The sequence below is a fragment of the Pseudoalteromonas sp. C2R02 genome (assembly GCF_018860845.1).
In the GTDB taxonomy this organism is placed as follows: Bacteria; Pseudomonadota; Gammaproteobacteria; order Enterobacterales; family Alteromonadaceae; genus Pseudoalteromonas.
Genome location: NZ_JAHKQC010000020.1, coordinates 20,009 through 44,386, shown reverse-complemented (window position 1 = coordinate 44,386; position 24,378 = coordinate 20,009). Strand labels below are relative to the sequence as shown.

Sequence of the window (24,378 nt, the reverse complement as noted above, 5' to 3'; positions counted from 1 at the left end):
CCTTCTTTGTGATTTTTGCCTACATTAAATATTTGTAGGCAATGTCCCTATTTAGCCTTCCATAGATTAATTTTATCTTTAGTTTGATCTATCAATGATTGCAATTGTGCTGCATATACTAGCGCATCATTTAAATTACCATCATTAAGGGAATGCTCTACATTCTTAGCCATTTCAGCTAAAGTTAACGCACCAAACTGGGCTGCATTAGATTTTAAGCTATGGGCATGTCTTATGGCACTTTCATTATCATTATGGATTGATTGTGCTAACTCTTGATTTAAACGATCGAATTCACAGTAGCAAAAATCTAAAGTGTCATTAAATTGCTCACCCAATAAAGACTTCATTCCTAAAAGTGCATCTTCATCAATAACCTGATCGCCCATAAATATTCCTTTTATTGTTAGGTGAATACGAAATGCAAAACAAAGTAACCTTAACTACAGTGTAAACATACTTGTATTAAAAACCAAATTAAAATCCATTGTTAGTTTCATTTTAGAAGTTTAAAATACCTTTACTTAGAATGAACTATAAATTTAAAATCCTATGTCTAGAGCCACTTGCGCACTTTGTCATTACCCATTAAAAACCTGCGTTTGTGAAGCGGTGTCTAACATAGACTGTCAAACAAAAATTTATGTTATGCAACATCCAAGCGAAGTAAAAGCGGCAAAAAACACAATTAGGCTAGCACAATTATGTTTACCTAATTTAACCGTTTTTGTTGGTGAAGAGTCTGATTCTTTTAAAGAAATACAAAGTTTACCCGCAGAAAATACTTTTTTATTATATCCAGATGACAATGCGGTTGAAGTTGAAAAATTAGACCTAGAAAATAGTCAGAAAATAAACTTAATTATTTTAGATGGCACATGGAAAAAAGCGTATAAATTAAAAATGAAAAACCCTTGGTTATTAAAATTTAAAACACTGAGCTTTGCTAATTTACCTGAGAATCAATATATAATAAGAAAAGCAAAAAGAGCGGACAGCCTGTCATCGCTAGAAGCAATCGCATATACTATTGAAGTGCTTGAAAATGCAGATACCCAGCCTTTGTATAATGTACTAAATAAAATGATGGGTAGCTTTATTAAGCACTAAGCTGTTTGCTTATATCGCTGCAACCATTGAAAATAATCACTAAAAGGCATAGGTTTACCGAAATGATACCCTTGTGCTATTTCACAACCATATTGCTGTAATATATTTGCGATATTTTCATTTTCAACACCTTCAGCAACAACAAATGCGCCTAAACTTTTAGCCATTTCAATGGTTGTTTTACAAATTGTTTGGTCTCTTTTACTTTGATCTAATTCCATTACAAATTGTTTATCTATTTTAATCTCATTGAACCTGAGCTGACTTAAATATGCTAGTGAAGAATAGCCTGTTCCGTAGTCATCTATTGCTATTTGAACACCTATTTTTTTAAAGTCATTTAAGACAATATTTGCATCTAATGAATCACTCACTGTCGCTGACTCAGTAAGCTCAATCACTAAGGTTGATGGATCTATCTCAAGCTCCGCTAATAAAGAGATAACCTGAACAGGTAAGTCTCTTTTTGTTAAGTCTTGCCCTGAAATATTAATTGAAGTTTTATGATTAGGAAAAACTTCGAGTATACTTTTATGGTGAAGGAGCGCTTGCTCAACCACCCATTCAGTCACATCATTAATTAATCCGGCGGATTCTGCGATTGGAATAAACTCATCAGGTGGTATAAAGCCTATTTCGGGATGTTGCCAACGCAGTAATACCTCACAGCCATAAATGTTATTATTTTTTAATTCTATTTGCGGTTGAAAATAGAGAGATAATTCATCATTCATTAACGCTTTTCTTAAATCGGCCGCTAATTTAAGCTTCTTTTGCACAAATTGACTGCCATCATTTTGGTAAATATGCCAGTGTTCTGCACTTTTACCGGCCAAGTCAACCGCTTGTAGAGCCCTTTGTTGTAACTCTTCAACATTAGATGCATGTAAAGGGAAGCTCGCAATGCCAATATCAACATTGCCCACTAAATATGTGCCTTCTAAATAGATGCCACCTTCTAATGCTGCATTAACTAAAAAAGCATATTGTTCAATTAAATCTGTCGTAATTTCATCGTATAAAATCACAGCTAAAGAATCATCATTAAACCGCGAGATATGGTTGATTTTAGCTCCATTTTTATTATCTATACTTGCTAAATCTAAGCCTGATAATTGTATATTCAATTGTTTTGCAACTTCAGTTAAATAATCATTGGCATGCCTAATACCAAAACTTGAGCGTGCATCAGCATAAGTCGTTGGTTTGATGATAATTAAGGTATGCTTTTTTTTATCTTCTTGCAGTTGAGATAATTGTTTTTGTAAAACTAAACGATTGGGCAAACCTGTGACAGGATCATGGGTAGAAAAATAAAGTTGCTTTAATTCTTTATCTTTATAGCGCTCAGAAAAAGCAAAAGAAATTAATAAAATTTGAATAATAATTGCTAGAGGTTCTAATTGATAAATAATACTCTCATGCAAAATCACCCTATAATTACCAACTAAACTCATTAAATCCAACGTAATTATAGGTATCCAGCTCATTAAGAAAATACGATTATATCTATATTGTGCGTTATAATTTGTGACTAAAATAAATATTATTGATGCATAAATAATAGATTGCCCTAAAAAAACGCCAATTTTAGGAACGTAAAAGTTAATGAATAAAAGCCCCACTAAAATGCAATTTACTGTAATGCCTATTTTCCAAACTTTATAATTGTGTTTATGCATCCTAAAAAAATTAACTGTAAATAAAATCGCACTAATACCATTCAAATAAAATAAAACAAGGTTATTTTTAAGCAAGGCAATCAATTGAGGGGAATAGAAAAGCGCAGTTAATCCTTGATCTGATAGCAATATAATGAGATTAAGTAAAAGGTAACAACTGTAATATATAAAAGTGCGGTCTTTAGTGCTGCGATAAAATACTAAATTATAAAAACACATTATGAGTAAAATCCCAATAAACCCGCCCCACAGTGTATGTTTAAAATATAATTCATCTGAAACTGTGCTTGTTGGGCTAATACTTAAATCATTATTTTGAATTGAGTCTATAGGGGGTATTGTAGGAATGAGCGCTTCAGCATGACCAGGCAGGCTAAAAAATAAAAAGATACTGACAAAACAAACTAAAAGCAACCGTCCTTGTAAGGCCATATTCGTACCGATAAAAACATCCTTGATACAAGTATGGAAGCTTTATAAAAATGCGCCATGTTAAACATGAGAAAAAGTGAAACTTTTTGTGTTTTTTTATAAAGCTTATTATTAATGAATAATATGATTATGATTCGTCATCACTAATTCGACTTGCAACAGCACCCGTTTGATCTCTATATTTTGCATCTTTACGCGCATTATAAGGCTTCTCTGCGGGACTAGACATAGTTTCAAAACTCAGCGCACCGATTTTCATTTTTGGTCTTAAAGCTAAAGGTAATTTACCTGAATTATAAAATTCTAAAACAATATTACCAGACCAACCAGGATCAATTCTGTGCGCAGTAACATGAACCATTAATCCTAAACGCGCTAAAGAAGAGCGGCCATCAAGCCAGCCTACGATATCAGAAGGCAATGTAACAGATTCAAATGTCATGGCTAATGCCAGTTCACCTGGGTGTAAATAAAAAGCTTCATTATCTTCAATGATAATTTCATCACTCATGATTGCTTCCATCGATTTATTGACCTCATCTTTTGGTCCACTTAAATCAATGTAAGGCATAGCATGTTCTTTAAAAACTCTAAATTTATTACCAAGCCTTAAGTCAACCGTGATACCTGAAATCATCTCATCTGTCGGTTGAGGTACTATTTTAATGTGCTCTGCTTGTAAACTTTCTTTAATGTGAAGATCTGATAATCTCATTACTACTTTTAACCTTTTTCTTTTAAAACAGCCTAACAGGCTATTAATTCTTAAAATTTAATCATCTGTAATAATGATTTCAACTGTATCTTTATTTATTTGCTGGTAATAAAGTTGGCTTGCCACTAGCCTTGCAGCTTTGCGATAATGTTCACCTATATTCGATGACACATCTGCAGCAATCATTTTACCTTGCTCACCATATTCTCGAATATCTAATTGTAATGGAATTTCAGCTAATAAGGGTACACCATACCTATGTGCCATTTTTTTACCACCATCTTGACCAAATACGTGGCTTTCATTCCCGCAGTGACCACAAATAAAATGGCTCATATTTTCAATTAACCCTAAAATAGGCACTTTCACCTTTTCAAACATGGCAATGCCTTTTTGCGCATCGGCAAGCGCGAGATCCTGTGGTGTTGTAATAATAACGGCACCACTTGCGGGGACTTTCTGCGACATTGTTAATTGAATATCACCCGTCCCTGGTGGCATATCTACAATAAGGTAATCCAGTTCACCCCAATCTGTTTCATTTAATAATTGGCTCAAAGCACCTGATGCCATAGGTCCACGCCAAACCGTCGCACTTTCTGCTGGTACTAAAAATCCAATTGATTGAGATTTAATGCCTTCTTTTTCAAAAGGCAGCATAGTTTTTTCATCTTTAGCTTGAGGTTTTTCACCCTCAAGGCCTAATAAGATTGGAATAGAAGGTCCATAAATATCAGCATCTAAAATGCCAACTTTTGCGCCTTCACATTTTAATGATGCCGCTAAGTTAACTGCTGTGGTTGACTTCCCAACACCGCCTTTCCCTGATGCAACAAGTACGACATGTTTTATTTGATGAATTTTTGCGGCTTCTTTTAATTTACAGGTAAGAGATAGCACAACTTTTAGCGATAACTTATCAGATAAATAATCTTCTAGATGTACTTTTTCACCTGCTGCCGGAAAGTTTAATTCTAATGTTAATTTGATTGCGGTGATCACCAAGTCTTGTTTTTCTAACTCCAATTCTAAAATTGAACTGCAATCAAGCAAGCCTATTGGGAATACATCACTACGATAATCTTCAAGAGATTTTTGTAATAAAACTTCAAAATCACATTCCTGTGCTGTTTTTTTATGCTGTTTTTGTGATTTTGAATGATTAAATAACTTATTTAAACTAAACATGATGAGAAATTCGAGTTTCGGTAATGAAAAATGCCGCTAAATTATGTAACATTCACGGTATTAAAACCAGTCTGTGCTTAAAATACTTATAAATTACATTTTTAAGTCTCAAAGCAAATTAAATAACATACGGTAAAAAATTTATGGCACCTAGAAAAATCCTCATCACAAGCGCGTTACCTTACGCGAATGGCCCTACTCACCTAGGTCATATGTTAGAATATATTCAGACTGATATCTGGTCTCGCTTCCAAAAGTTGAGAGGCCATGAAACATATTATGTATGTGCTGATGATGCCCACGGTACGCCAATTATGCTAAACGCTCAAAAACAAGGCATAACACCTGAAGAAATGGTTGCTGCTGTTAGTTTTGAAAGACAAAGAGATTTTGCTGATTTTAATATCAAATTTGATAATTATCACAGTACACACTCAGAAGAAAATAAAGAACTAAGCTCATTAATTTATACACGACTAAATGATGCTGGCTTCATCAAAAAGCGTACTATCGAGCAGTTATTTGATCCAGAAAAATCTATTTTCTTACCAGATCGTTTTGTAACGGGTACTTGTCCAAGTTGTGATTCGATAGATCAAAACGGTGATAGCTGTGATTCATGTGGCGCAACTTATAGCCCAACCGAACTAAAAGACCCTAAATCAGTTATGTCTGGTGCTACGCCAGTACTAAAAGATTCAGAGCATTTCTTCTTTGACTTACCGGCATTTGAAGGCATGTTAAAAGAATGGCTACATTCAGGCTCTATCCAAGAAGAAATGGCAAACAAGCTGCAAGAATGGTTTACTGATGGCCTACAACAATGGGATATTAGCCGTGATGCACCTTATTTTGGTTTTGAGATCCCAGGTGAGCCAGGTAAATACTTTTACGTTTGGCTAGATGCACCAATCGGTTACATGGCAAGCTTTAAAAATTTATGTAATAAAACAGACCTTAATTTCGAAGAGTTTTGGGGCGAAGATTCAAAAGCTGAGCTATATCACTTCATTGGTAAAGATATTATCTATTTCCATAGCTTGTTTTGGCCTGCAATGCTTGATGGTGCTAAATTCCGTAAACCAACGAATGTATTTGCTCACGGTTTTGTAACAGTGAATGGCGCTAAGATGTCTAAATCTAAAGGCACATTTATCAAAGCCCGCACTTATTTAGATCATTTAAACCCTGAATACCTACGTTATTATTTTGCTGCAAAATTAAATTCTGGCATTACAGATTTTGACCTTAATTTAGAAGATTTTGCACAGCGTGTAAATTCAGACCTTGTTGGTAAAGTTGTCAATATCGCAAGTCGCTGTGCTGGCTTTATCACTAAGAAGTTTGATGGCAAGTTAAGTGATACCATTTTAGACCAAGCTTTATTGACTGAATTCCAAGACGCTTCTGAATCAATTGCAAATAGCTACGAATCTCGTGAATTTGGCCGTTCCATTCGTGAAATCATGTCACTTGCTGACAAAGCAAATCAATTTATTGATACTAATGCACCTTGGGTATTAATTAAGAACGAAGAGACTCAAGAGCAAGCTCACCAAGTATGTTCTTTAGGTATTAACTTATTCCGTTTATTAATGGTTTACTTAAAACCTGTATTACCGCAAATGGCTCAAAACGTAGAAGCATTCTTAAATGAAGAGTTAACTTGGGAAAGTGCTAAAACACAACTAACAGGTCATGAAATCACTAAGTTCAAAGCGCTGATGCAACGTGTTGAAATGGACAAAGTAAATACTATGCTAGAAGAGTCTAAAGAAAGCTTAGAAGCAAAACCACACACAGTACTAGAATCAAATGGCGAACTTGAAAAAGATCCTATTGCTGATGAAATTGAGTTTGATGATTTTGCAAAAATTGATTTACGTGTTGCTTTAATCGCTAAAGCAGAACATGTAAAAGGCGCTGATAAGCTACTTAAATTAACACTTGATTTAGGCGGTGAAACACGCCAAGTTTTTGCTGGTATTAAATCAGCTTATCAACCTGAAGATATCGAAGGCAAACTTACGGTAATGGTTGCAAACCTTAAACCACGTAAAATGCGCTTTGGTATGTCAGAAGGTATGGTATTAGCGGCTGGACCTGGTGGCAAAGAAATACATATCCTAAATCCTGATGAAGGCTCTAAACCTGGTATGCGTATCATGTAATTGCTTATAATTTTATTTAAGCTTTTAAAGCACAGTTATAATCATTTGTAACTGTGCTTAATACCTTCGTATTAATACCATTTTATGATTTTACACCCCTACCTTAAATAAGTTTCATTTTTATTAAATTTACTCTGTAAAATAAATTTAAATCAGATAGTATGACCTTATAAAACTGGGACAAGCTTTCTTATCATAAGAACTAAAATTAAAAATCACTGTAATTAATTCATGATTTTAGGTGCCCCAAACGATATTAGACCTTATACTCTATTTGGGTATACAATAAAGCTTGATTCAAAAGTATAATAAAAATATAGGACCTTCATGTCAGCTCATTACGCACAAATAAAAGAAATATGTGATGCTCTTTATGATACTAAAGAAGGTTTATCTTTAGATCGTATTTTTGAACAAACGCAATTACCAAAGTCTGAAGTCATAATTCACTATAAAACGTGGAGAAGTGAAGCTGCAAATGACTCTGCTCAAGTCAACCTTGATCCCAATGTTAATAAACAAACTTTTAGCAATGAATTTTTAGATGCATTTAAAGCTGAAGTATCAAATCAAGCTGAAGTTTTAAATACAGCAACAAAACAACAATTAGAGTTCTCTCTAGAGATTGAGAGAAATACGGCTTCTAGTCTACAAGAATCAGAAAATCGCGTTACTCAACTCACTCAGCAAATATCTGAATTAGAAGCATCTATTACACAGCAAGAATCACAATATCAAGACACGATAGCTGATTTACAACAAACATTAGAAACAACTACAATTGAGCTGACAAATAATTACGAAAGTAAGATCACACAGTTAGATGAATCTAATAAAAGTAATATCAATGAACTGACTCAAAGTTTCGAAGCTAAGTTAAATACATTGACCCAAGAAAATGAATCCATCGCCTTAGCCTCTAAAGGCTTAGAAAACACAATAAATGAAATCAAAACGAGTTCACAGCAACAACTAAATGACAAAGAGCAAAGTTACGCGCTTGAATTAACGAATGTAAAAACTCGCTTTGAAAATGAAATTGCTTCAAATCAACAAATACATGAACAACATACATCTGAATTAGAAGAAAGCTTTAGCAATCAAATTTCAGATCTGACATCACAACATGAAGTGGTCTCAACATCTACAACTGAGCGTTATGAATCTAAGCTATTAGAGCTCAGCCAAACTTTTGAAACGCAATCAAATAAATTAAGCGAACAACATAATCAATCAACACAGCAACTTACCCTTGATTATGAAGCAAAAATAACAGAACTAACACAAAATAAAGAATCACATATTGCACAAGCGAAAGAATCATATGCGGCTGAAATTTCTCAATTAAATATCCAAGCTTCCACTATGACTGAGGAACTAAATAAAACCAGCCAAACGTTAAACGAAACACAAGTTGAGTTCGAAAATTTACAGTCTCAATTAACTGAATCTCAAAGTGATTTAAAATTAAAAACTGTCACTTTAGATGATGCACTCGAAGCCAAAACTCTTTTACAAACAACGCTAAAACAAACTGAAGCAAGAATTCACGATTTAAAAGAGCAAAATACAACAGCAAATGAGCATAACCAAAGTTTAAATGACACTTTAAAGGCCCAAAAAGAAACAGTAGAAAAAGCACAGCACCTTTCTGAGGCTGCTAAAACTGCTTTACAAAATATGAAGCAAGAAAATCAAAAATTAATAGAGCAAATGAGTTTCATTAGAAATAACTCGACATCTACTTTAGAAAGATTAACAAACAAGTCTGAGCAAGCGATTAGCAAAATTAAGACATTAGAAGAAAAGTTAACTAATGAACAAACAGCGAGCTATCACGCAAAATCAGAAAATGAGAGATTGATGGAGCAACTTGAATTTATCAAACAAAACTCAAGTACCACATTTGAAAGGCTTACTAAAAGTGCTGAGCAAGCTATGGCAAAGGTCAGAGTTTTAGAGAAAGAAAACTCCGACTTAAAAGAAAATTTAGCTGACTGCTAAAGTGACTTTATTTTAGTTGCAGGGTTACCCAGATAAAGGCTATCTGGGTCAACATCTTTACTAACAACACTGCCTGCACCTATTACGCTATTATCTCCAACGGTCACACCTGGTAAAATAATAACGCCTGCTGCTATCCAGACATTTTTTCCTATTGTAATATTTTGTGCATAGTTATATTTTTTTAATCGCGCTTGCGGATCAACATCATGAGATACCGTAAGTAACTGTACATTTGGCCCTATGAGTGAATCCTCACCTATACGAACCTCTCCACCATCTAATACGGTACAGTTAATATTAATATAAACCCGATCAGCTAAAAATATTTGATCTGCATAATCACAATAAAAACCTGATTCAATAAATACGTCGTCTCCACAACTGGCAAATATTGTTTTTAAACGCTTGAGATTTCCTTTACTAGGACTTTTACTAAATAAGCGGCAAATTTCGTGAACTTGCTTTCTTTTTTGAAGACGCTCAGGAGATAAGCTATCAAAACGCATTTTCATTTATATATTCTCTGATCAAAGGGGCGTAATTTAATCATGGATCAATACAAGCGTAAAATATTTTATCTTACTTTTTCCAAAGGTAACGAAAACATAACTCGCGTCATTACATTTTCTTTAGAATAAACCGTCACTATACTACTTAGAAAAACAAAAAAGCGAAGTTAAACTTCGCTTTTTTAATACAGTGTAAAATCTATTAAAATTTAACCGTTACATAACTCTTTTAATGCTTTACTCGGTTTAAAAACTGGCACATGCGAACCTGGAATTGTCATTGATTCCCCAGTTTGAGGATTACGACCCTGGCGCTCTGGACGATAATTAATTGAAAAATTACCAAAACCTGTCAATTGTACTATTTCACTTTCATATAGTTGCTTAGTGATAGTGGCAACAAAAGCATCATAAAACTGCTTTGCTTGTACTTTAGTGATATCTGCATCTTTAGCAATTTTTGCTATTAGTTGTGTTTTGTTCATTTATCTTATTTAAACTAAAAATTTTGCAGAATAATAACAGGTTTACTTTAATTGAAATGTTGTTTTTTTGTAGTATTTTAAAAGTGTATAAATCTTAAACTACTCTCATAATTTAAGTGCTCACTAAACATGCAGTAAGCACTTATCTAAGCTATTTAACTAGTATGAGTGAATCAAATACATCAGCAGTAATATAACCTAAGTTTTTATCACCATTTTTAGGTTTTATTTTAGTCGAACCCATAAAGTGTTCACGTTCTTTGCTGCCATCATTATCACAATAAGCCAACATAAAACCTAACTCTTTACCTAACTCAAGTTTAACTGGCTTTATGGCTGTGTTGTCACTGTATTTATCATTGTAAATATCAATTGCTAACTCCCAAGTCATTTTATGAGGTGCTACTTTGCCCCTTTGCCACTTACTTTTTATATGATCATTGAGTAATACAAAGTTTGTAGTACCATCACTATGATTCTTTCCTATATCGACAACTTGGTTATCCAGAGCAATATGGTAGGCAAACGCATTGTAATTAAACTGATGATTTCCGCCTGATTTATTTTCATCTATAAATACTTCTAAACAATCATCATCCCAATAAAAGTGTTTAGGATCGCTATGTTGATCAAATAAAATATCATCTGTTATTTCAGCTAATAAATATAATTTTTTATCATTCCACATCAGTTTAAATCGACCACTAAAATCATCTTTTGTGGGCACTTTTCCCAGTATATGTTGATTTAATGGATACCACTTAGCTTTATCCCAACTCGATTCATCAGCGATACCATTGATAGTTATCAGCTCTTTGGTATTTATTGCTTCTAATGCGATGGCCTGAAATGACACTATAAAACATATAAAAATGTATTTTTTAAAAATTTGATACAACATATTCTCCCTCCAATAACTTGACCTGAATTGTCTCTACAGTCTTTGCGACCGATAAATTAGCATCGATCTCAGTCACATCAGATTCATTTACTGTTGATTCTAAAGCGGCATATTGGCTTGCTAATAGTTTACTACAAAAAAAATGGTTTTTGCGTTTATCTAATCTATGGTGAATATCTTTAAAAGGCGCGTATAAATGAAAGTAACAAATATCAAAAAACAGCATCCTAAACATATTTCGGTGCTGTTTTTTTAAGCCCGAGAATGCCAAAACCACACCTTGGTCATTAGAATGATTATCTGCTAAATAGTTTTTTATTTTATTAACCCAAGGTAACCTCATTTCATCTGATAAAGGCGTACCCAGAGACATAAGTGATTTAGCTTCACTTGAGTGAAAGTCGTCAGCATCTATAAATGACATACACAGATGCTGTGCGAGTTCTTGTGCTATTGTTGATTTTCCACAACCACTGACACCCATCACTATGATTAGTTTTGGATGTATTCCCATTAACTTAGTCATCAATAGCATCCTTTTTATTCTGATTCTCATTAACAAGGTAAGGCGTTATGACTATTAATTTATGCTGTTTACCTTCAGCAATATTTGTAATTTTATTAGTCCCTAACTCAATGCTATCTAAAACTAACTTAGTTTCTAGCACTGTATGCGATTGTATTATTTCAACATTAAACACAGCCCCCTGAAAATGACGTATCACCTTAATATTAGGCCAGTGCTTAGGTAATTGAGGTTGTACAACTAAATCTCCTTTATCACCTTTTAATCCGCATAACCCTTCAATTAAACAGCGATAAAACCAAGCAACTGTGCCTGTATTAAATAATTGACTAGAGCGACCTGCCATTTGTGGAAGTTGATAATATGCACCACGGTAATAATTAGGAATAAAAATAGGCAACTGCCCACGTTGAGTTTCATCAGTTTCACTTGGCAGCATTTTCATCAATACATCAAATGCTAAATCAGCTTGACCTTGTGAATACAAACTAAACGCATAAAAAATAGCGGCATGATTATATACCGAACCATTTTCTGCAACGCCAGGTGACTTTTGGGTAATCCGTCCAACATCATTACGCATTTTTGTATAACTAGGCGCTAACATCATGACACCATATGGCGTCATCAGCTGTTTATTAACTTGAGTTATTATCTTATTTATTTGTTCATCATCTGCGGTACCGCTTAGCATAGCCCAACTTTGAGGATTAATAAAAATACGCCCTTCTACGTCTGAATTAATACCAAAAGTGACGTTATCGTCGGTTATGCCTCTGGCAAACCACCGCCCATCCCAAAAATACTGATTAATTGCGTTATTGATAGCTTTAGCTGCATATCTAAACTCATTTACCTGGCTTTGATTAACCTCTTTGAGATCTTCACAAATATCACACCAAGTATTTAATGCATAAGCAGTTGCCATAGATAACCAAGCCGATACGCCTTTACCTTTAAAGCCCACCATATTCATGGGATCGCACCAATCTCCTTGTGCTATAAAACTCAAACCCCGTTCATCTGTTTGATTTAATAAATACTGCATAGCTAAATCTATATGCACCTTAACGATAAGTAACTCTTCACTATCAGCAAATCCAACTAGTTCATTCAATAAGTTATAATCATTTGTTTCATCTAAATAAGCTAATAAACAAATAGGTAGCCAAACACTATGATCAGCATGGGGGATTTGGTTGATATATTTAAGCTTGGCATCTGGATGCAGTAAAATACCATCTGGCATTTCACCATTAATTGTTTGTTGTGATAAAGCAGTAATAAATGCCTTTCTCGTATAACTTGGATCGATATAACACATACCCATTGCGTCTTGCAGGTAATTACGTGTTTGAGGATCTGTGCTTAATCTATTTACATCACCATGATAGAACATTTGCCTAGGCAGCCAATGGTTTATAAATTCATTAAAAGAACTATCTGGCGTTTCAATATCAATACAGCCTTTTGCTTGATTAATATAATCTAAATATAATTTTTTCTGTGTGTCAAATGCAAATGGTTGCTCAAAAAACTTGTGTTTTATTGCTGCGATTTCATCTTCATTTTCTGCTGGTCCAAATATAAATTTAAATGACTTTTCTGCCTGAGCATTTAACTCTATTGAATACTGTAAAGCTGCTAAGGGTGTTTCATATACTGCGTTTGAATTATCTAAGTTTACTTGTTGAATCGCATCTGGATTATGTAAGCCGCCCTCACCTTCAAAGCTATTTTGATTAGCACACCAAGCTGTTGGTTTAATATCTGCAATTAAATAGGTTTTGTCTTTGAAATTTTGTTGTTTGAAATGATCTTCAACTTTTTGATATGGCGTAATGCTTGATGCAATAATGCCATTGAGTTTTTCATTAAATATTGCTGATTGATTCATCCACGACATATAACCAATAGAAAAATAAGGGTATATGCTAATATTTCTTTTTATACCTGTTAGGTTTTTAACTCTCAGTTGCCAAAGCTCTACGACATCATTTTTAGTTAAGCTCAACACCAAAGTAATTTCTAAACCATTTTTCTTAATTGTCCATAATACTTCACTGGCGGTTACAATGAAGCTGAATTGTTCTAACTTGCTTCTAACCGGTTCATAAGGCACAGAAAATAATTCATTGCTTGATTCATCTTTTATATAAAAAAATCTACCCGGATGATGTGTATAATAATGATGCTCGGGTTGCATAAATGTTTTGGCTTCATTATTTGGCCCATTTGAATATTTAGCAGGCTCAGGCTGCATAAACTGTGAAACAGCATAACCTCTGCAGTTCATCTGAATCATCATTTTACTGTTCCACAAGAAACCGCCTGCATTAGGCATACTAAGTGGGGAGTCTAATGCCACTTTATATTGCGGTGACATTTTTAACTTTGGTTCAACAAACGACATCTTCACTCCTTAATTTAGTATTTAATGCATTTTGTACTGCTAACATTTGTTCATTTTTAAGTGGATATAAACGAATAATAAAAACTGCAATCAATGCAAAAACACCAGGGATCAAAGTCATTAATAAAACAATGCTCTGCATGGAATCTCCTGATTGTATTTGATTTGCCTCATAACCCATTAAAGCTAATAACCAGCCCATCAAACCTCCAGCGAGTGCGCCTCCTAGTTTTTGTGCAAATGCTGCGGCAGAAAAAATCATCGCTGTTGCACGACGACCTGTTCGCCATTGTGAATAATCAGCGGTATCTGCATACATAGAAAATACCAAAGGAGATTTTGGGCCTAATGCCAAACCAATTAATATCTGCAAGCTAAACATTAAAAATAAGTTATCTTTGGGCACAAAATAAAAAACTATAGATAACAAACCAACAATCAGCATCAAATATTGTAACAACCTAGTTTTATCAAAGTATCTTGTTAACAATGGTGTTGCAGCAGCCCCAAAAGCAAGAGACAACATATAAGCCATAGCGAAACTACCAATTAAATCTTCTCGCCCGGCATAATACTTAAAATAAAAAGTCCCCGAACTGCCACGTAATGTAATGGTTAGCATAATGATTAATGCCAGTGAAAATAGAACTAGCCAAGGCTTATTATTCAACAAGTCTTTAATATCTTGGACAATAGGTGTTTTTTGATCTTTAGGTGGGGAAATACGTTCTTTCGTTGTGAAAAAGGTAATGCTAAATAAAATAGCCGATATGAAACCATATAAACCCATAGTGCATTGCCAGCCAATAACCTCATTACCAGCACCAAATACTTCACTAAAATAACTAACCAATTCAGGGGTTAAATACGCCACTAAAGTACCACCAGAAAAAGCACCAATAAACCTAAAACTGGTTAATGTGGTTCGCTCTTGCGTATTTGCTGTTACAACCCCTAATAAAGCACCATATGGCACATTTATAAATGTATAAGCCAACATCATAAAGATATAAGTACCATATGCCCAAAGTAGTTTCCCTGATTCATCAAAGTCAGGCACAGTAAAGGTCAATATACCCGCAGCACATATTGGTAAAATACCCCATAATAAATACGGTCTAAACTTGCCATATCGTGTATCTGTTCTATCAGCCATCGCACCCATTAATGGATCTGTAAAAGCATCGATTAATCGGGTCACTAGCATCATAGTGCCGACAGCTGCAGCAGATAAACCAAATATATCGGTATAAAATATAAATAAAAACACATCAAAGATGCGCCAATAAAAATTTGATGCAACATCGCCTGCGGCATAACCCATTTTCTCTTTTATCGACAGTGGTGTTTGCATGAGCGTTTTATTTTTAATCATTCTATTCATCCCTACCAAACTAAAAAAGGAATTATTTACCATCGAAACCAAAAATGAAAGCGCTTACACGAAATAAATTGAAGTATTTTTATACAGACTTCCTAAATATTAAATTATCAGAGCCTATTTCAGAACGATTTAACGGAAAATCAATAAAAGAACAAAAAATATACTCAAATATAAATCAAGAAATTAATAATCAAATACAAACACTTAAGATAACAAAATAGAAACACAAAGAAGCAAAATGTAACTAAATCGTAAATTTTTAATTGACGTAAGTAACAATTTAAATTAACTTTATGTAAGCGCTTACAAGTTACGTGCAGATTTAAATAACTACAAATGAAAGCGCTTACAATGAATTTTGCAATATGACCTATAATAAAATTAAATCAGGGGATTTATATGAAGCATCAAATTTTTAGTAAAACCAAGTTGGCAACCAGCTTATCACTTATTTTAAGCGCCGCATCGTTCACTCCAGCATATGCAGCAGACGAAAAATCAGTTGAAGATATTGAAGTCATCGCAGTAACGGGTATGCGCTCAAGTATTAAAGAGTCAACTAGACTTAAAAGAGATTCTGCGGGGGTTGTTGATGCGATTTCAGCTGAAGATATTGGTAAGTTCCCTGATACTAACTTAGCTGAATCATTACAACGTATTACAGGTGTATCTATTAACCGTTCAAATGGTGAAGGTTCACAAGTAACAGTACGTGGTTTTGGTCCTAACTTTAATATGGTGACTTTAAATGGCCGTGCTATGCCAGCAGCTTCGTTACCTGGTGGTGGTGGTTCACCAAACTCTCGTGCTTTTGATTTTGCTAATCTTGCTTCAGATAGTATTAAATCTGTTGAAGTATATAAAACAGGTAAAGCAAATATCGCAACAGGTGGAATTGGTGCAACAATCAATATAAATACCTCTAAGCCACTTGATAACCCAGGTTTACAAGCAAGTTTTGGTGCTAAAGCACAACATGATACTACAAATCGTGTAGGTGATGATGTTACCCCTGAAGTGTCTGGTTTATTAAGCTGGACTGATGAAGAGGAAGTATTTGGCGTATCAGTTACAGCAAGCATGCAAAAACGTAGCAGTGGTACCGTAGGTGCGTACACTAACCAATGGCGTACATCTGAATTTGATGGCTCAATTGCACAGCAACCGACAGAACCAGAATCTGGCGCTCCTGTTATTATAAATAATGGCCCTGCTATTGGCCAAATGTATTCTATGCCTTCAGATTTGCGTTATACAATTGCAGATAGAGAACGCACACGTACGAATGCCCAGTTTACTTTTCAATTTCGCCCAGCAGATTCTATAACAACAACACTAGATTACACTTATTCAAAGCAAGATTTAAATGAGCAAAGAGCAGAACAATCTATCTGGATGGATACGTATAAAAGTTCACTCACTTTTGACGATAACACAGTTAAAACGCCTGTTTTGTATAATGAAGAGCGTCGTGAACAATTACCACGTGATTTAGGTTTAGCGGTTCAAGAACTCAATCAAGTTAATGAAAACAAATCAATTGGTTTTAACTTAGAGTATGAAGCATCTGATTATTTAACGATTGTATTTGATGCTCACGACTCATCTTCTGAAGCCGCTCCTGATGCAGGTTATGGTAGTTGGGTTAACTTTGGTATGGGCGCAAATATAGCCAAAGGTCAAGGCGTTGATTACACAACAAAACTACCTACTATGTATGTTGATTTTGATGATTGTGCGCGTACTAATCTAAATTGTAACAATACTTTAGATGCATCAGATGTCGGTAGTTCAATTTTAGATATGAACTATGCATCACAAAGAACTGATATCACGCAAGTACGTTTAGAAGCGCAATATGACTTTGAAGATAGCAGCATTAATTTTGGTATTGAATCTCGTTCTATGGAAAGTCATTCATTACAGTCATTAACGCGACATACTATGGGTAACTGGGGTGTTGAAAACCCTGGTGAGATCCCTGATGGTTACCTGACACCTGTTGATATGTTAGCTGAATTTGATGATTTTGATACCAATGGCGGATTTAGCCAAGGCTTTACTGGTAGTGCATCTCAATTAGGTAAATGGGCAGCTGGCGAATATGGCTTTGATTTTGCTGCTGATGGCGCATATGCTACAAACCGTACGATAAAAGAAGATATCACGGCTGCTTTTGCACAATATAGCTATTCTGGTGACTTTAATGGTAGAGCTTATAACATTATTGCTGGCCTACGTTATGAAAAAACTGATAGCACTTCAACTGCTAATATCGACTTACCCAATGCAGTGGCATGGGAAGGTAATAATGACTTTAACGTAAGGTACGGCAGCGATAAAGAAAACTTCTCATTAGATAATAGCTACAACCATTTATTACCTAATTTAGATTTTGACATTGAAGTTGTTGATGATGTTAAAGCACGTTTTTCTTATAGTAAAACAATTGCTCGTCCAACTTATAACGATTTAAGCTCTGCAGCAACAGTGAGCGGTCCAGGTGCGCCAACGCTTATTCCAGGAGCATCTCCTGCAACAGCAAGTACAGGTAACCCAAGCTTAATCCCACTTGAATCAGATAATATCGACCTATCACTAGAGTGGTACTTTGATGATACAAGTTATATATCTGCAGGTTACTACCAAAAGAATGTTGAAAACTTTATTGGTATTGAGCCAGTTACGCAAAACTTTTACGGATTAAGAGATGCGACTTCTGGTCCTCGCGCACAAGCGGCTATCGCTGAACTTGAATCTATGGGTTTACCTATCACTGATTCAAACTTATTCCAAATGGTAGCAGCTACTGAAAATGGTGTTGCATTTGACTCTATGAGTTATGAAGAATTTGAAGCAGCATACGATGTACTTCCAAACAGTGATGATCCATTAATGGATTTTGTTGGCCAAACACCGGTCAACAACAAAGAAGCTAAAATTGATGGTTTTGAATTAGCTGTTCAGCACTTCTTTGGTGAAACAGGTTTTGGCTTCCAAGCTAACTATACTACTGTTAATGGTGATATTGGTTTTGACGTCAATGCACCAACAAGTGTGACACAATTTGCATTAGTAGGCTTAAGCGATACTGCAAACTTAGTGTTAATGTATGAAAACGATGACTTCCAAGCGCGTATTGCTTACAACTGGCGAGATGACTTTTTAGCAAATGGTGCCCGTTACCAAAACGAACCTGAATTTATCGAGTCATATTCACAAATTGACTTTAACGTCTCTTACAACGTGAACGAGCAATTATCCGTATTCTTCGAAGGCATTAATATTACAGAAGAAAATAGCAGAAGCCATGGTAGGACAACAGCCCAAATGTGGAACCTAGAACAATTAGGTGCACGTTATGCGCTAGGTGCTCGCTACTCATTTTAAGGATAAATAGCTAACAAACCCTAGCTAAGCCGCTGAATTAAACTCATTCAGCGGCTTTTTCGGTTAAATTTAATGAGAGTCAGTTATATGAATAAACCCATTAAAAATATTGTCATAGTTGGTGGTGGCTCCGCTGGTTGGATCACAGCAGGTTTACTTGCAGCTGAACATAGATTAAAAAGTGATAATTCCATTAATATCACTTTAATTGAATCTCCCGAAATAAAGTCTATAGGCGTAGGTGAAGGTACTTGGCCATCTATGCGTAATACATTAGACAAAATAGGCATTAAAGAATCTGATTTTATAACGCAATGTAATGCATCTTTTAAACAAGGTTCTAAATTTGTGAACTGGCAAGGCACAAAGAAACATGATGTGTATTACCACCCATTTATGACTCCAGAGGGCTACACTCAAGTTAATTTACATCATGCATGGCAACAATTGGGGACAGATAAGCATTTTGCAGATACTATCAATATGCAAAGCCATATTTGTCACCAAGGGTTAGCGCCAAAACAAGCTTCTACGCCAGAGTATGCTGGAGTGACTAATTATGGTTATCATCTTGATGCAGCTAAGTTTTCGCACATGCTGCAAGCACATTGTATTAAGGTATTAGGTGTAAAACATGTTGTTGCTCATATTAATCAAATTAATAATGATGAAAATGAATACATAGCTAATATAGAAACTGCAACACAGGGAAAGATATCTGGAGATTTATTTATTGATTGTAGTGGGTTAAATGCCTTGCTGATTGATAAACACTATAAGGTCCCTTTCATTGATAAAAAACATATCCTTTTTAATGATAGTGCTTTAGCAGTGCAAGTCCCTTACTTAGACCCCGATGAAGATATTGCCTCTGCCACTGTATCAACCGCACAATCAGCAGGCTGGGTTTGGGATATCGGTTTATCAAATCGTAGAGGCATAGGTTATACCTATTCAAGCAAACATACATGCGATACTGAAGCAGAAAAAACACTTAAAGCCTATTTGAGTGAAACAATAAGCAATGAAAAAATCAAAAGCGTAAATATTCGTAAATTAAACTTCAAACCAGGTCACAGAGAAAAATTTTGGCATAAAAACTGTGTTGCTGTGGGTATGTCATCAGGATTTTTAGAACCATTAGAAGCCTCTGCACTTGCATTAGTTGAACTATCAGCCAATATGATCAGTGAAGAGCTGCCAACAAACTTTGAACATATGAATATCATAGCCAAACGCTTCAACGACAGATTTGAATACCGTTGGCAACGGGTCATTGAGTTTTTAAAATTACATTATGTGATCAGCAAGCGAGCTGACTCAAAATATTGGCTTGAAAATAAAGCCCCTGACAGTATTCCTGAGCGACTAAAAGAATTACTGACTTTATGGCAATATCAGCCGCCAAGTATTCATGATTTTGTACAAAATCAAGAAGTATTTCCATCCGCCAGTTATCAATATGTACTTTATGGGATGGGATTTAAAACGACTGAATACCCAACAGATAAAACATTTAATAATATTGAATTAGCAAAACGTTATTTTAACCATAATCAAGAAACCAAATTAAAATACCTGAATGCCCTGCCCTCTAACCGAGAACTCATAAACCATATTAAAAATAATAAATTTCAGAGTGTAGGTTAAAAAGGTTAATGTTTACAAAGCCCCTAAAAAGAGAGGTGAAAATTGAATACATCTAAAATACAAAAAGTTGTTATTGCTGGTGGCGGAACAGCTGGCTGGATGAGCGCTGCAGCTTTAAGCAAGCTATTAGGTAAAAACCTAGATATTACATTAGTGGAATCTGATGAGATCAGCACAGTTGGTGTAGGTGAAGCCACTATCCCACCTATAAGAACGTTTCATAAGTTACTAGGTATTAATGAACAAGAGCTTATGAAAGCCACCCAAGCTACATTTAAATTAGGTATAGGCTTTGAAAACTGGGGACAAAAAGACGATAGCTATATTCACTCATTTGGTATGACTGGCAAAGAGTGTTGGGCAGGCGAATTTCATCATTTTTGGCTACATGGCAAACAAAAAGGCATTGCCTCAGATTTTGGTGATTACTGTTTAGAGCTTCAAGCCGCAAAAGCAGCGAAATTCGCGCTATCTCAACACACACCATTAAATTTTGCGTACCACCTAGATGCGACTTTATATGCTAAATATTTAAGAGATTTTTGCGAAAAATCAGAAACAAATCCCGCAGGTGTAAATAGGATTGAAGGTAAGATTTCTCAAGTAAATAAACATGCTTGTTCAGGTAATATTTCAGAGTTAATACTTGAATCAGGACAAATCATTGAAGGTGATTTATTTATAGATTGTACAGGTTTTATCGGTTTATTAATCGAAAAAGCCCTGCATACAGGGTACGAAGATTGGTCACATTGGTTACCATGCGACAGCGCTGTGGCAGTACAAACAAAATCTGTCAGTCCAGCTATTCCATATACGCGCTCCATTGCCCATGATTCTGGTTGGCAATGGCGCATTCCTTTACAACATCGCGTAGGTAACGGATTAGTTTTTTGTAGCCGTTATATATCAGATAATGCAGCTATAGATACCTTACTTAGTAATATTGAAGGAGAAACAATTAATCAACCTAGAGTGATTAAGTTTAAAACTGGCAGGCGTAGAAAAGGCTGGAATAAAAACTGTATCGCATTAGGTCTTGCAAGTGGCTTTATAGAACCATTAGAGTCCACCAGCATACATTTAATTATGACTGGCATTATTCGCTTAATGCGACTATTTCCATTTGATGGTATTACTCAAACAGGTATAGATGAATATAATTCAAAGCTAACCAGTGAACTCAATAGTATTCGTGACTTCATAGTATTGCATTACAAAGTGACCGACAGAGAAGACTCTCAATTTTGGCAACATTGTAAAAACATGGAAATACCGGAATCATTGCAACATAAAATTGATTTATTCAAAGAAACTGGTCGTGTATTTTTAGATGATGGCGATATATTCAGAGTCGATTCTTGGACACAAGTGATGCTTGGCCAAGGCTTAATGCCCCAGCAATATCATCAAATAGCCCAAGTGATGGGCGATAACGAGTTTAAGCAGTTTTTAGCATCATTAAAATCATCAGTCGATAATGCAGTAGAACAGCTACCTGATCACCAAGCGTTTATTGATAAATACTGCCCTGCTAGCTAATACCAACTAAATTAACAGGTAAGCAGCTTCTATAGCTGCATTCTTCCTATTAAATCAAATTTCTTTATTGCATACGTTTGCATAGTGCAGTCTTGTTTACTTAATTTGTTTATAGTGGTGTTAATTCACTGACATCTTAGGGTTAAAACGAGTCACTAATGAAACAATACATATATAAAAATAAAAAAATCCTCGCTTTAAGTTTATCAATCGCATTATTTGGCTGTACCGCTCAAGACACTTCAGAAAATAATTCCGCTACAGCTACTGTTCAAAAAAGTGAAACCCAATACAATACAGATTATTTAACACGGGACGTACGTGACGACATATTTTATTTTGTCATGCCTGATAGATTTTATAATGGTGATACCAGTAACGATATGGGTGATATCACCAAGCCAGAGTCTTACGGTGGTTTTAATCCAAAACGTAAAGGGTTCTTTCATGGTGGAGATATAAAAGGCTTAGAAGATAAACTAGATTACCTTGAAAACTTGGGCATTACAGCCATTTGGATGACGCCAATATTGCGAAACCAAGCTGTACAAGGTGATATGGCAGGTTATCACGGCTATTGGGTGTTGGACTTTACTGAAATTGATCCGCATTTAGGTAGCAATCAAGATTTAAAACACCTTATTGATGCCGCCCACAAACGCGGTATGAAAGTATTTTTTGATATTATTACTAACCATACAGCTGACGTGATTAAATTTAAAGAATGTCATGGTGAAGATGGCAGTAAATGGTCATTAGATTCTGGCTTATGTGAATATAAAAGCCAACAGCAAGTTAAAAATGGCGATAAATATACAGTGATAGTGCCTGAGCATTCTAAATCTATCAAAGTGCCGCAATGGTTAAATGATCCTAAGTTTTATCACAACCAAGGAGATTCTACTTGGCAAGGTGAAAGTGCTGTTTATGGTGACTTTTCTGGCTTAGATGATGTTGATACCGATAACCCAGAAGTTGTATCTGGCATGATAGATATCTTCAAAAACATTGTTACTGAATTCAAACCAGATGGTTTTAGAGTAGACACAGTAAAACATGTCAACACCGAGTTTTGGGCTGACTTTTCTCCCGCGATTATTGACCATGCTAAATCTTTAGACATACCAAACTTCCACATATTTGGTGAGGTTTATAGCGGTGATGTAGAAGTATTAAGTCACTATACAACAGCAGGAAAAATGCCTGCCATTTTGGATTTTGGTTTTCAAGGTGCTGCTTACGACGTATTTATCAATGAAACCGGCACAGATAAGTTAAAAACCTTATTTGATAATGATGACCATTATAATGATGGTGATAGTCGTGCAGATATGAACCCGACATTTATCGGCAACCATGATATGGGTCGATTCGCACACTTTTTATCAAAATCTAAAACGCCTTTAGACGAGCAAACACAACTTGAAAAAGTAAAGCTTGCCCATGCACTGATGTATTTTTCTCGCGGTATCCCTGTAGTTTATTATGGTGATGAACAAGGGTTTGTCGGCAAAGGCGGTGATATGGATTCTCGCCAAGATATGATGCAATCAAAAGTAAAAACCTATACTGAAGATAAGTTATTGGGCACAGAGCTTACAGCAGCAAATTCAAACTTTGATGAATCTCACCCTTTGTTTAATGAATTATCACAATTAGCTAAAACATTTAAATCTCATAAAGCGTTAAGACAAGGTGTACATCATAACCGAGCTGTTACAACTGATGGCCCAGGTTTATATGCATTTTCAAGAGTTGAATTAGATAATCCAGTAGAGTATTTAGTGTTATTTAATACATCAAATGAAGCTATCAAAACTAAACTAGATTCAACAAGTGATATATATTCTGATATAGCAACTAATGAAGTTATAAAAGCAAGCTCTCAAAATAAACTTACAATAAACTTAGCACCATTAAGTTATCGTATTTTTAAAGCTGATTCATCAATAAAACCTACTAAATTAGGCCAACTGAATTTAATAAAATTTAAAAATGGGGATAAAATTCAAGGTGATATTAATTTAAGCTACCAACTTGATAAAATGAAAAACGCTATTGTTCCAGTATTAGAAATGACAACTGAAATAAGCCTTGATGGCAGTGAGTTTACTAAAGTTTCTTTTGATAATACCTTACCATTGACTGCACAATTTGATGTAAGTGATTATGCTAATGGCAGTACTGTAAAAGTAAAATCTGTAGTAACTAACTTTGCAGGTGAAACGTCAAAGCTAATTTCAGAATTTACCATTAGTAAGTAATCTAAACGA

General features: G+C 35.0%; 17 protein-coding genes. 7 read left to right on the top strand and 10 right to left on the bottom strand.

The window, feature by feature from the left end:
- Positions 1 to 47: 47 nt before the first annotated feature.
- On the bottom strand, positions 48 to 389 hold the full coding sequence (locus tag KO527_RS05950) for an Hpt domain-containing protein (RefSeq protein WP_216039439.1): 342 nt from the start codon (positions 387 to 389) through the stop codon (positions 48 to 50).
- A 163-nt stretch (positions 390 to 552) separates the two neighbouring features.
- Here KO527_RS05950 and KO527_RS05945 point away from each other — a divergent pair, with 163 nt between their 5' ends.
- On the top strand, positions 553 to 1,110 hold the full coding sequence (locus KO527_RS05945; protein WP_216039438.1) for a tRNA-uridine aminocarboxypropyltransferase: 558 nt from the start codon (positions 553 to 555) through the stop codon (positions 1,108 to 1,110).
- Here KO527_RS05945 and KO527_RS05940 read toward each other — a convergent pair.
- The 3 genes from KO527_RS05940 to apbC all read right to left on the bottom strand — a co-directional run bounded on the left by KO527_RS05940 (position 1,107) and on the right by apbC (position 5,127).
- Positions 1,107 to 3,224: an EAL domain-containing protein gene (locus KO527_RS05940; RefSeq protein ID WP_216039437.1), complete on the bottom strand. Its 2,118-nt coding sequence runs from the start codon at positions 3,222 to 3,224 to the stop codon at positions 1,107 to 1,109. The genes KO527_RS05945 and KO527_RS05940 overlap by 4 nt on opposite strands.
- A gap of 127 nt (positions 3,225 to 3,351) precedes the next feature.
- Entirely contained in the window at positions 3,352 to 3,939 is a 588-nt protein-coding gene (gene dcd, locus KO527_RS05935) for a dCTP deaminase (protein WP_216039436.1), read from the bottom strand.
- 57 nt (positions 3,940 to 3,996) lie between these two features.
- Positions 3,997 to 5,127, bottom strand: a complete 1,131-nt coding sequence (gene apbC, locus KO527_RS05930; protein ID WP_216039435.1) for an iron-sulfur cluster carrier protein ApbC — start codon at positions 5,125 to 5,127, stop codon at positions 3,997 to 3,999.
- Positions 5,128 to 5,270: 143 nt separating this feature from the next.
- Here apbC and metG point away from each other — a divergent pair, with 143 nt between their 5' ends.
- Positions 5,271 to 7,298: a methionine--tRNA ligase gene (gene metG / locus KO527_RS05925; protein ID WP_216039434.1), complete on the top strand. Its 2,028-nt coding sequence runs from the start codon at positions 5,271 to 5,273 to the stop codon at positions 7,296 to 7,298.
- Between the two features lie 327 nt (positions 7,299 to 7,625).
- A complete protein-coding gene (locus KO527_RS05920) occupies positions 7,626 to 9,302 on the top strand; it encodes a hypothetical protein (protein ID WP_216039433.1) in 1,677 nt (558 codons plus the stop codon).
- On the opposite strand, the gene KO527_RS05915 is transcribed toward KO527_RS05920, so the two are convergent.
- The 6 genes from KO527_RS05915 to KO527_RS05890 all read right to left on the bottom strand — a co-directional run bounded on the left by KO527_RS05915 (position 9,299) and on the right by KO527_RS05890 (position 15,514).
- Positions 9,299 to 9,817, bottom strand: coding sequence for a sugar O-acetyltransferase (locus KO527_RS05915; protein WP_216039432.1), 519 nt, complete (start codon positions 9,815 to 9,817; stop codon positions 9,299 to 9,301). The genes KO527_RS05920 and KO527_RS05915 overlap by 4 nt on opposite strands.
- Positions 9,818 to 10,023: 206 nt before the next feature.
- Positions 10,024 to 10,299, bottom strand: coding sequence for an HU family DNA-binding protein (locus KO527_RS05910; protein WP_042144759.1), 276 nt, complete (start codon positions 10,297 to 10,299; stop codon positions 10,024 to 10,026).
- Between the two features lie 151 nt (positions 10,300 to 10,450).
- Positions 10,451 to 11,200, bottom strand: a complete 750-nt coding sequence (locus tag KO527_RS05905) for a CBM9 family sugar-binding protein (protein ID WP_216039431.1) — start codon at positions 11,198 to 11,200, stop codon at positions 10,451 to 10,453.
- Positions 11,181 to 11,726 carry a gluconokinase, GntK/IdnK-type gene (locus KO527_RS05900; protein ID WP_216039430.1) on the bottom strand — a complete coding sequence of 182 codons (546 nt, stop codon included), beginning with the start codon at positions 11,724 to 11,726 and terminating at the stop codon, positions 11,181 to 11,183. Before KO527_RS05900 ends, KO527_RS05905 begins: the two co-directional genes overlap by 20 nt.
- Positions 11,719 to 14,139 carry an NdvB protein gene (locus KO527_RS05895; protein ID WP_216039429.1) on the bottom strand — a complete coding sequence of 807 codons (2,421 nt, stop codon included), beginning with the start codon at positions 14,137 to 14,139 and terminating at the stop codon, positions 11,719 to 11,721. Before KO527_RS05895 ends, KO527_RS05900 begins: the two co-directional genes overlap by 8 nt.
- Positions 14,126 to 15,514 carry a glycoside-pentoside-hexuronide (GPH):cation symporter gene (locus KO527_RS05890; RefSeq protein WP_216039428.1) on the bottom strand — a complete coding sequence of 463 codons (1,389 nt, stop codon included), beginning with the start codon at positions 15,512 to 15,514 and terminating at the stop codon, positions 14,126 to 14,128. The genes KO527_RS05895 and KO527_RS05890 overlap by 14 nt, the downstream gene beginning before the upstream one ends.
- A gap of 408 nt (positions 15,515 to 15,922) precedes the next feature.
- Here KO527_RS05890 and KO527_RS05885 point away from each other — a divergent pair, with 408 nt between their 5' ends.
- The 4 genes from KO527_RS05885 to KO527_RS05870 all read left to right on the top strand — a co-directional run bounded on the left by KO527_RS05885 (position 15,923) and on the right by KO527_RS05870 (position 24,369).
- On the top strand, positions 15,923 to 18,913 hold the full coding sequence (locus KO527_RS05885) for a TonB-dependent receptor (RefSeq protein ID WP_216039427.1): 2,991 nt from the start codon (positions 15,923 to 15,925) through the stop codon (positions 18,911 to 18,913).
- Between the two features lie 87 nt (positions 18,914 to 19,000).
- Positions 19,001 to 20,563 (top strand): tryptophan halogenase family protein, encoded by a 1,563-nt coding sequence (locus tag KO527_RS05880; RefSeq protein WP_216039426.1) that lies wholly within the window; start codon positions 19,001 to 19,003, stop codon positions 20,561 to 20,563.
- A 42-nt stretch (positions 20,564 to 20,605) separates the two neighbouring features.
- The gene (locus KO527_RS05875) at positions 20,606 to 22,105 is read left to right on the top strand and encodes a tryptophan halogenase family protein (RefSeq protein WP_216039425.1); all 1,500 of its coding nucleotides are present in this window, start codon (positions 20,606 to 20,608) and stop codon (positions 22,103 to 22,105) included.
- A 158-nt stretch (positions 22,106 to 22,263) separates the two neighbouring features.
- Positions 22,264 to 24,369, top strand: a complete 2,106-nt coding sequence (locus KO527_RS05870; protein WP_216039424.1) for an alpha-amylase family glycosyl hydrolase — start codon at positions 22,264 to 22,266, stop codon at positions 24,367 to 24,369.
- Positions 24,370 to 24,378 lie beyond the last annotated feature (9 nt).

Coding starts and splice junctions, on each gene's coding strand:
- KO527_RS05950 (WP_216039439.1), bottom strand. CDS start 389: ATGGGCGATCAGGTTATTGATGAAGATGCACTTTTAGGAATGAAGTCT.
- KO527_RS05945 (WP_216039438.1), top strand. CDS start 553: ATGTCTAGAGCCACTTGCGCACTTTGTCATTACCCATTAAAAACCTGC.
- KO527_RS05940 (WP_216039437.1), bottom strand. CDS start 3,224: ATGGCCTTACAAGGACGGTTGCTTTTAGTTTGTTTTGTCAGTATCTTT.
- dcd (WP_216039436.1), bottom strand. CDS start 3,939: ATGAGATTATCAGATCTTCACATTAAAGAAAGTTTACAAGCAGAGCAC.
- apbC (WP_216039435.1), bottom strand. CDS start 5,127: ATGTTTAGTTTAAATAAGTTATTTAATCATTCAAAATCACAAAAACAG.
- metG (WP_216039434.1), top strand. CDS start 5,271: ATGGCACCTAGAAAAATCCTCATCACAAGCGCGTTACCTTACGCGAAT.
- KO527_RS05920 (WP_216039433.1), top strand. CDS start 7,626: ATGTCAGCTCATTACGCACAAATAAAAGAAATATGTGATGCTCTTTAT.
- KO527_RS05915 (WP_216039432.1), bottom strand. CDS start 9,817: ATGAAAATGCGTTTTGATAGCTTATCTCCTGAGCGTCTTCAAAAAAGA.
- KO527_RS05910 (WP_042144759.1), bottom strand. CDS start 10,299: ATGAACAAAACACAACTAATAGCAAAAATTGCTAAAGATGCAGATATC.
- KO527_RS05905 (WP_216039431.1), bottom strand. CDS start 11,200: ATGTTGTATCAAATTTTTAAAAAATACATTTTTATATGTTTTATAGTG.
- KO527_RS05900 (WP_216039430.1), bottom strand. CDS start 11,726: ATGACTAAGTTAATGGGAATACATCCAAAACTAATCATAGTGATGGGT.
- KO527_RS05895 (WP_216039429.1), bottom strand. CDS start 14,139: ATGTCGTTTGTTGAACCAAAGTTAAAAATGTCACCGCAATATAAAGTG.
- KO527_RS05890 (WP_216039428.1), bottom strand. CDS start 15,514: ATGATTAAAAATAAAACGCTCATGCAAACACCACTGTCGATAAAAGAG.
- KO527_RS05885 (WP_216039427.1), top strand. CDS start 15,923: ATGAAGCATCAAATTTTTAGTAAAACCAAGTTGGCAACCAGCTTATCA.
- KO527_RS05880 (WP_216039426.1), top strand. CDS start 19,001: ATGAATAAACCCATTAAAAATATTGTCATAGTTGGTGGTGGCTCCGCT.
- KO527_RS05870 (WP_216039424.1), top strand. CDS start 22,264: ATGAAACAATACATATATAAAAATAAAAAAATCCTCGCTTTAAGTTTA.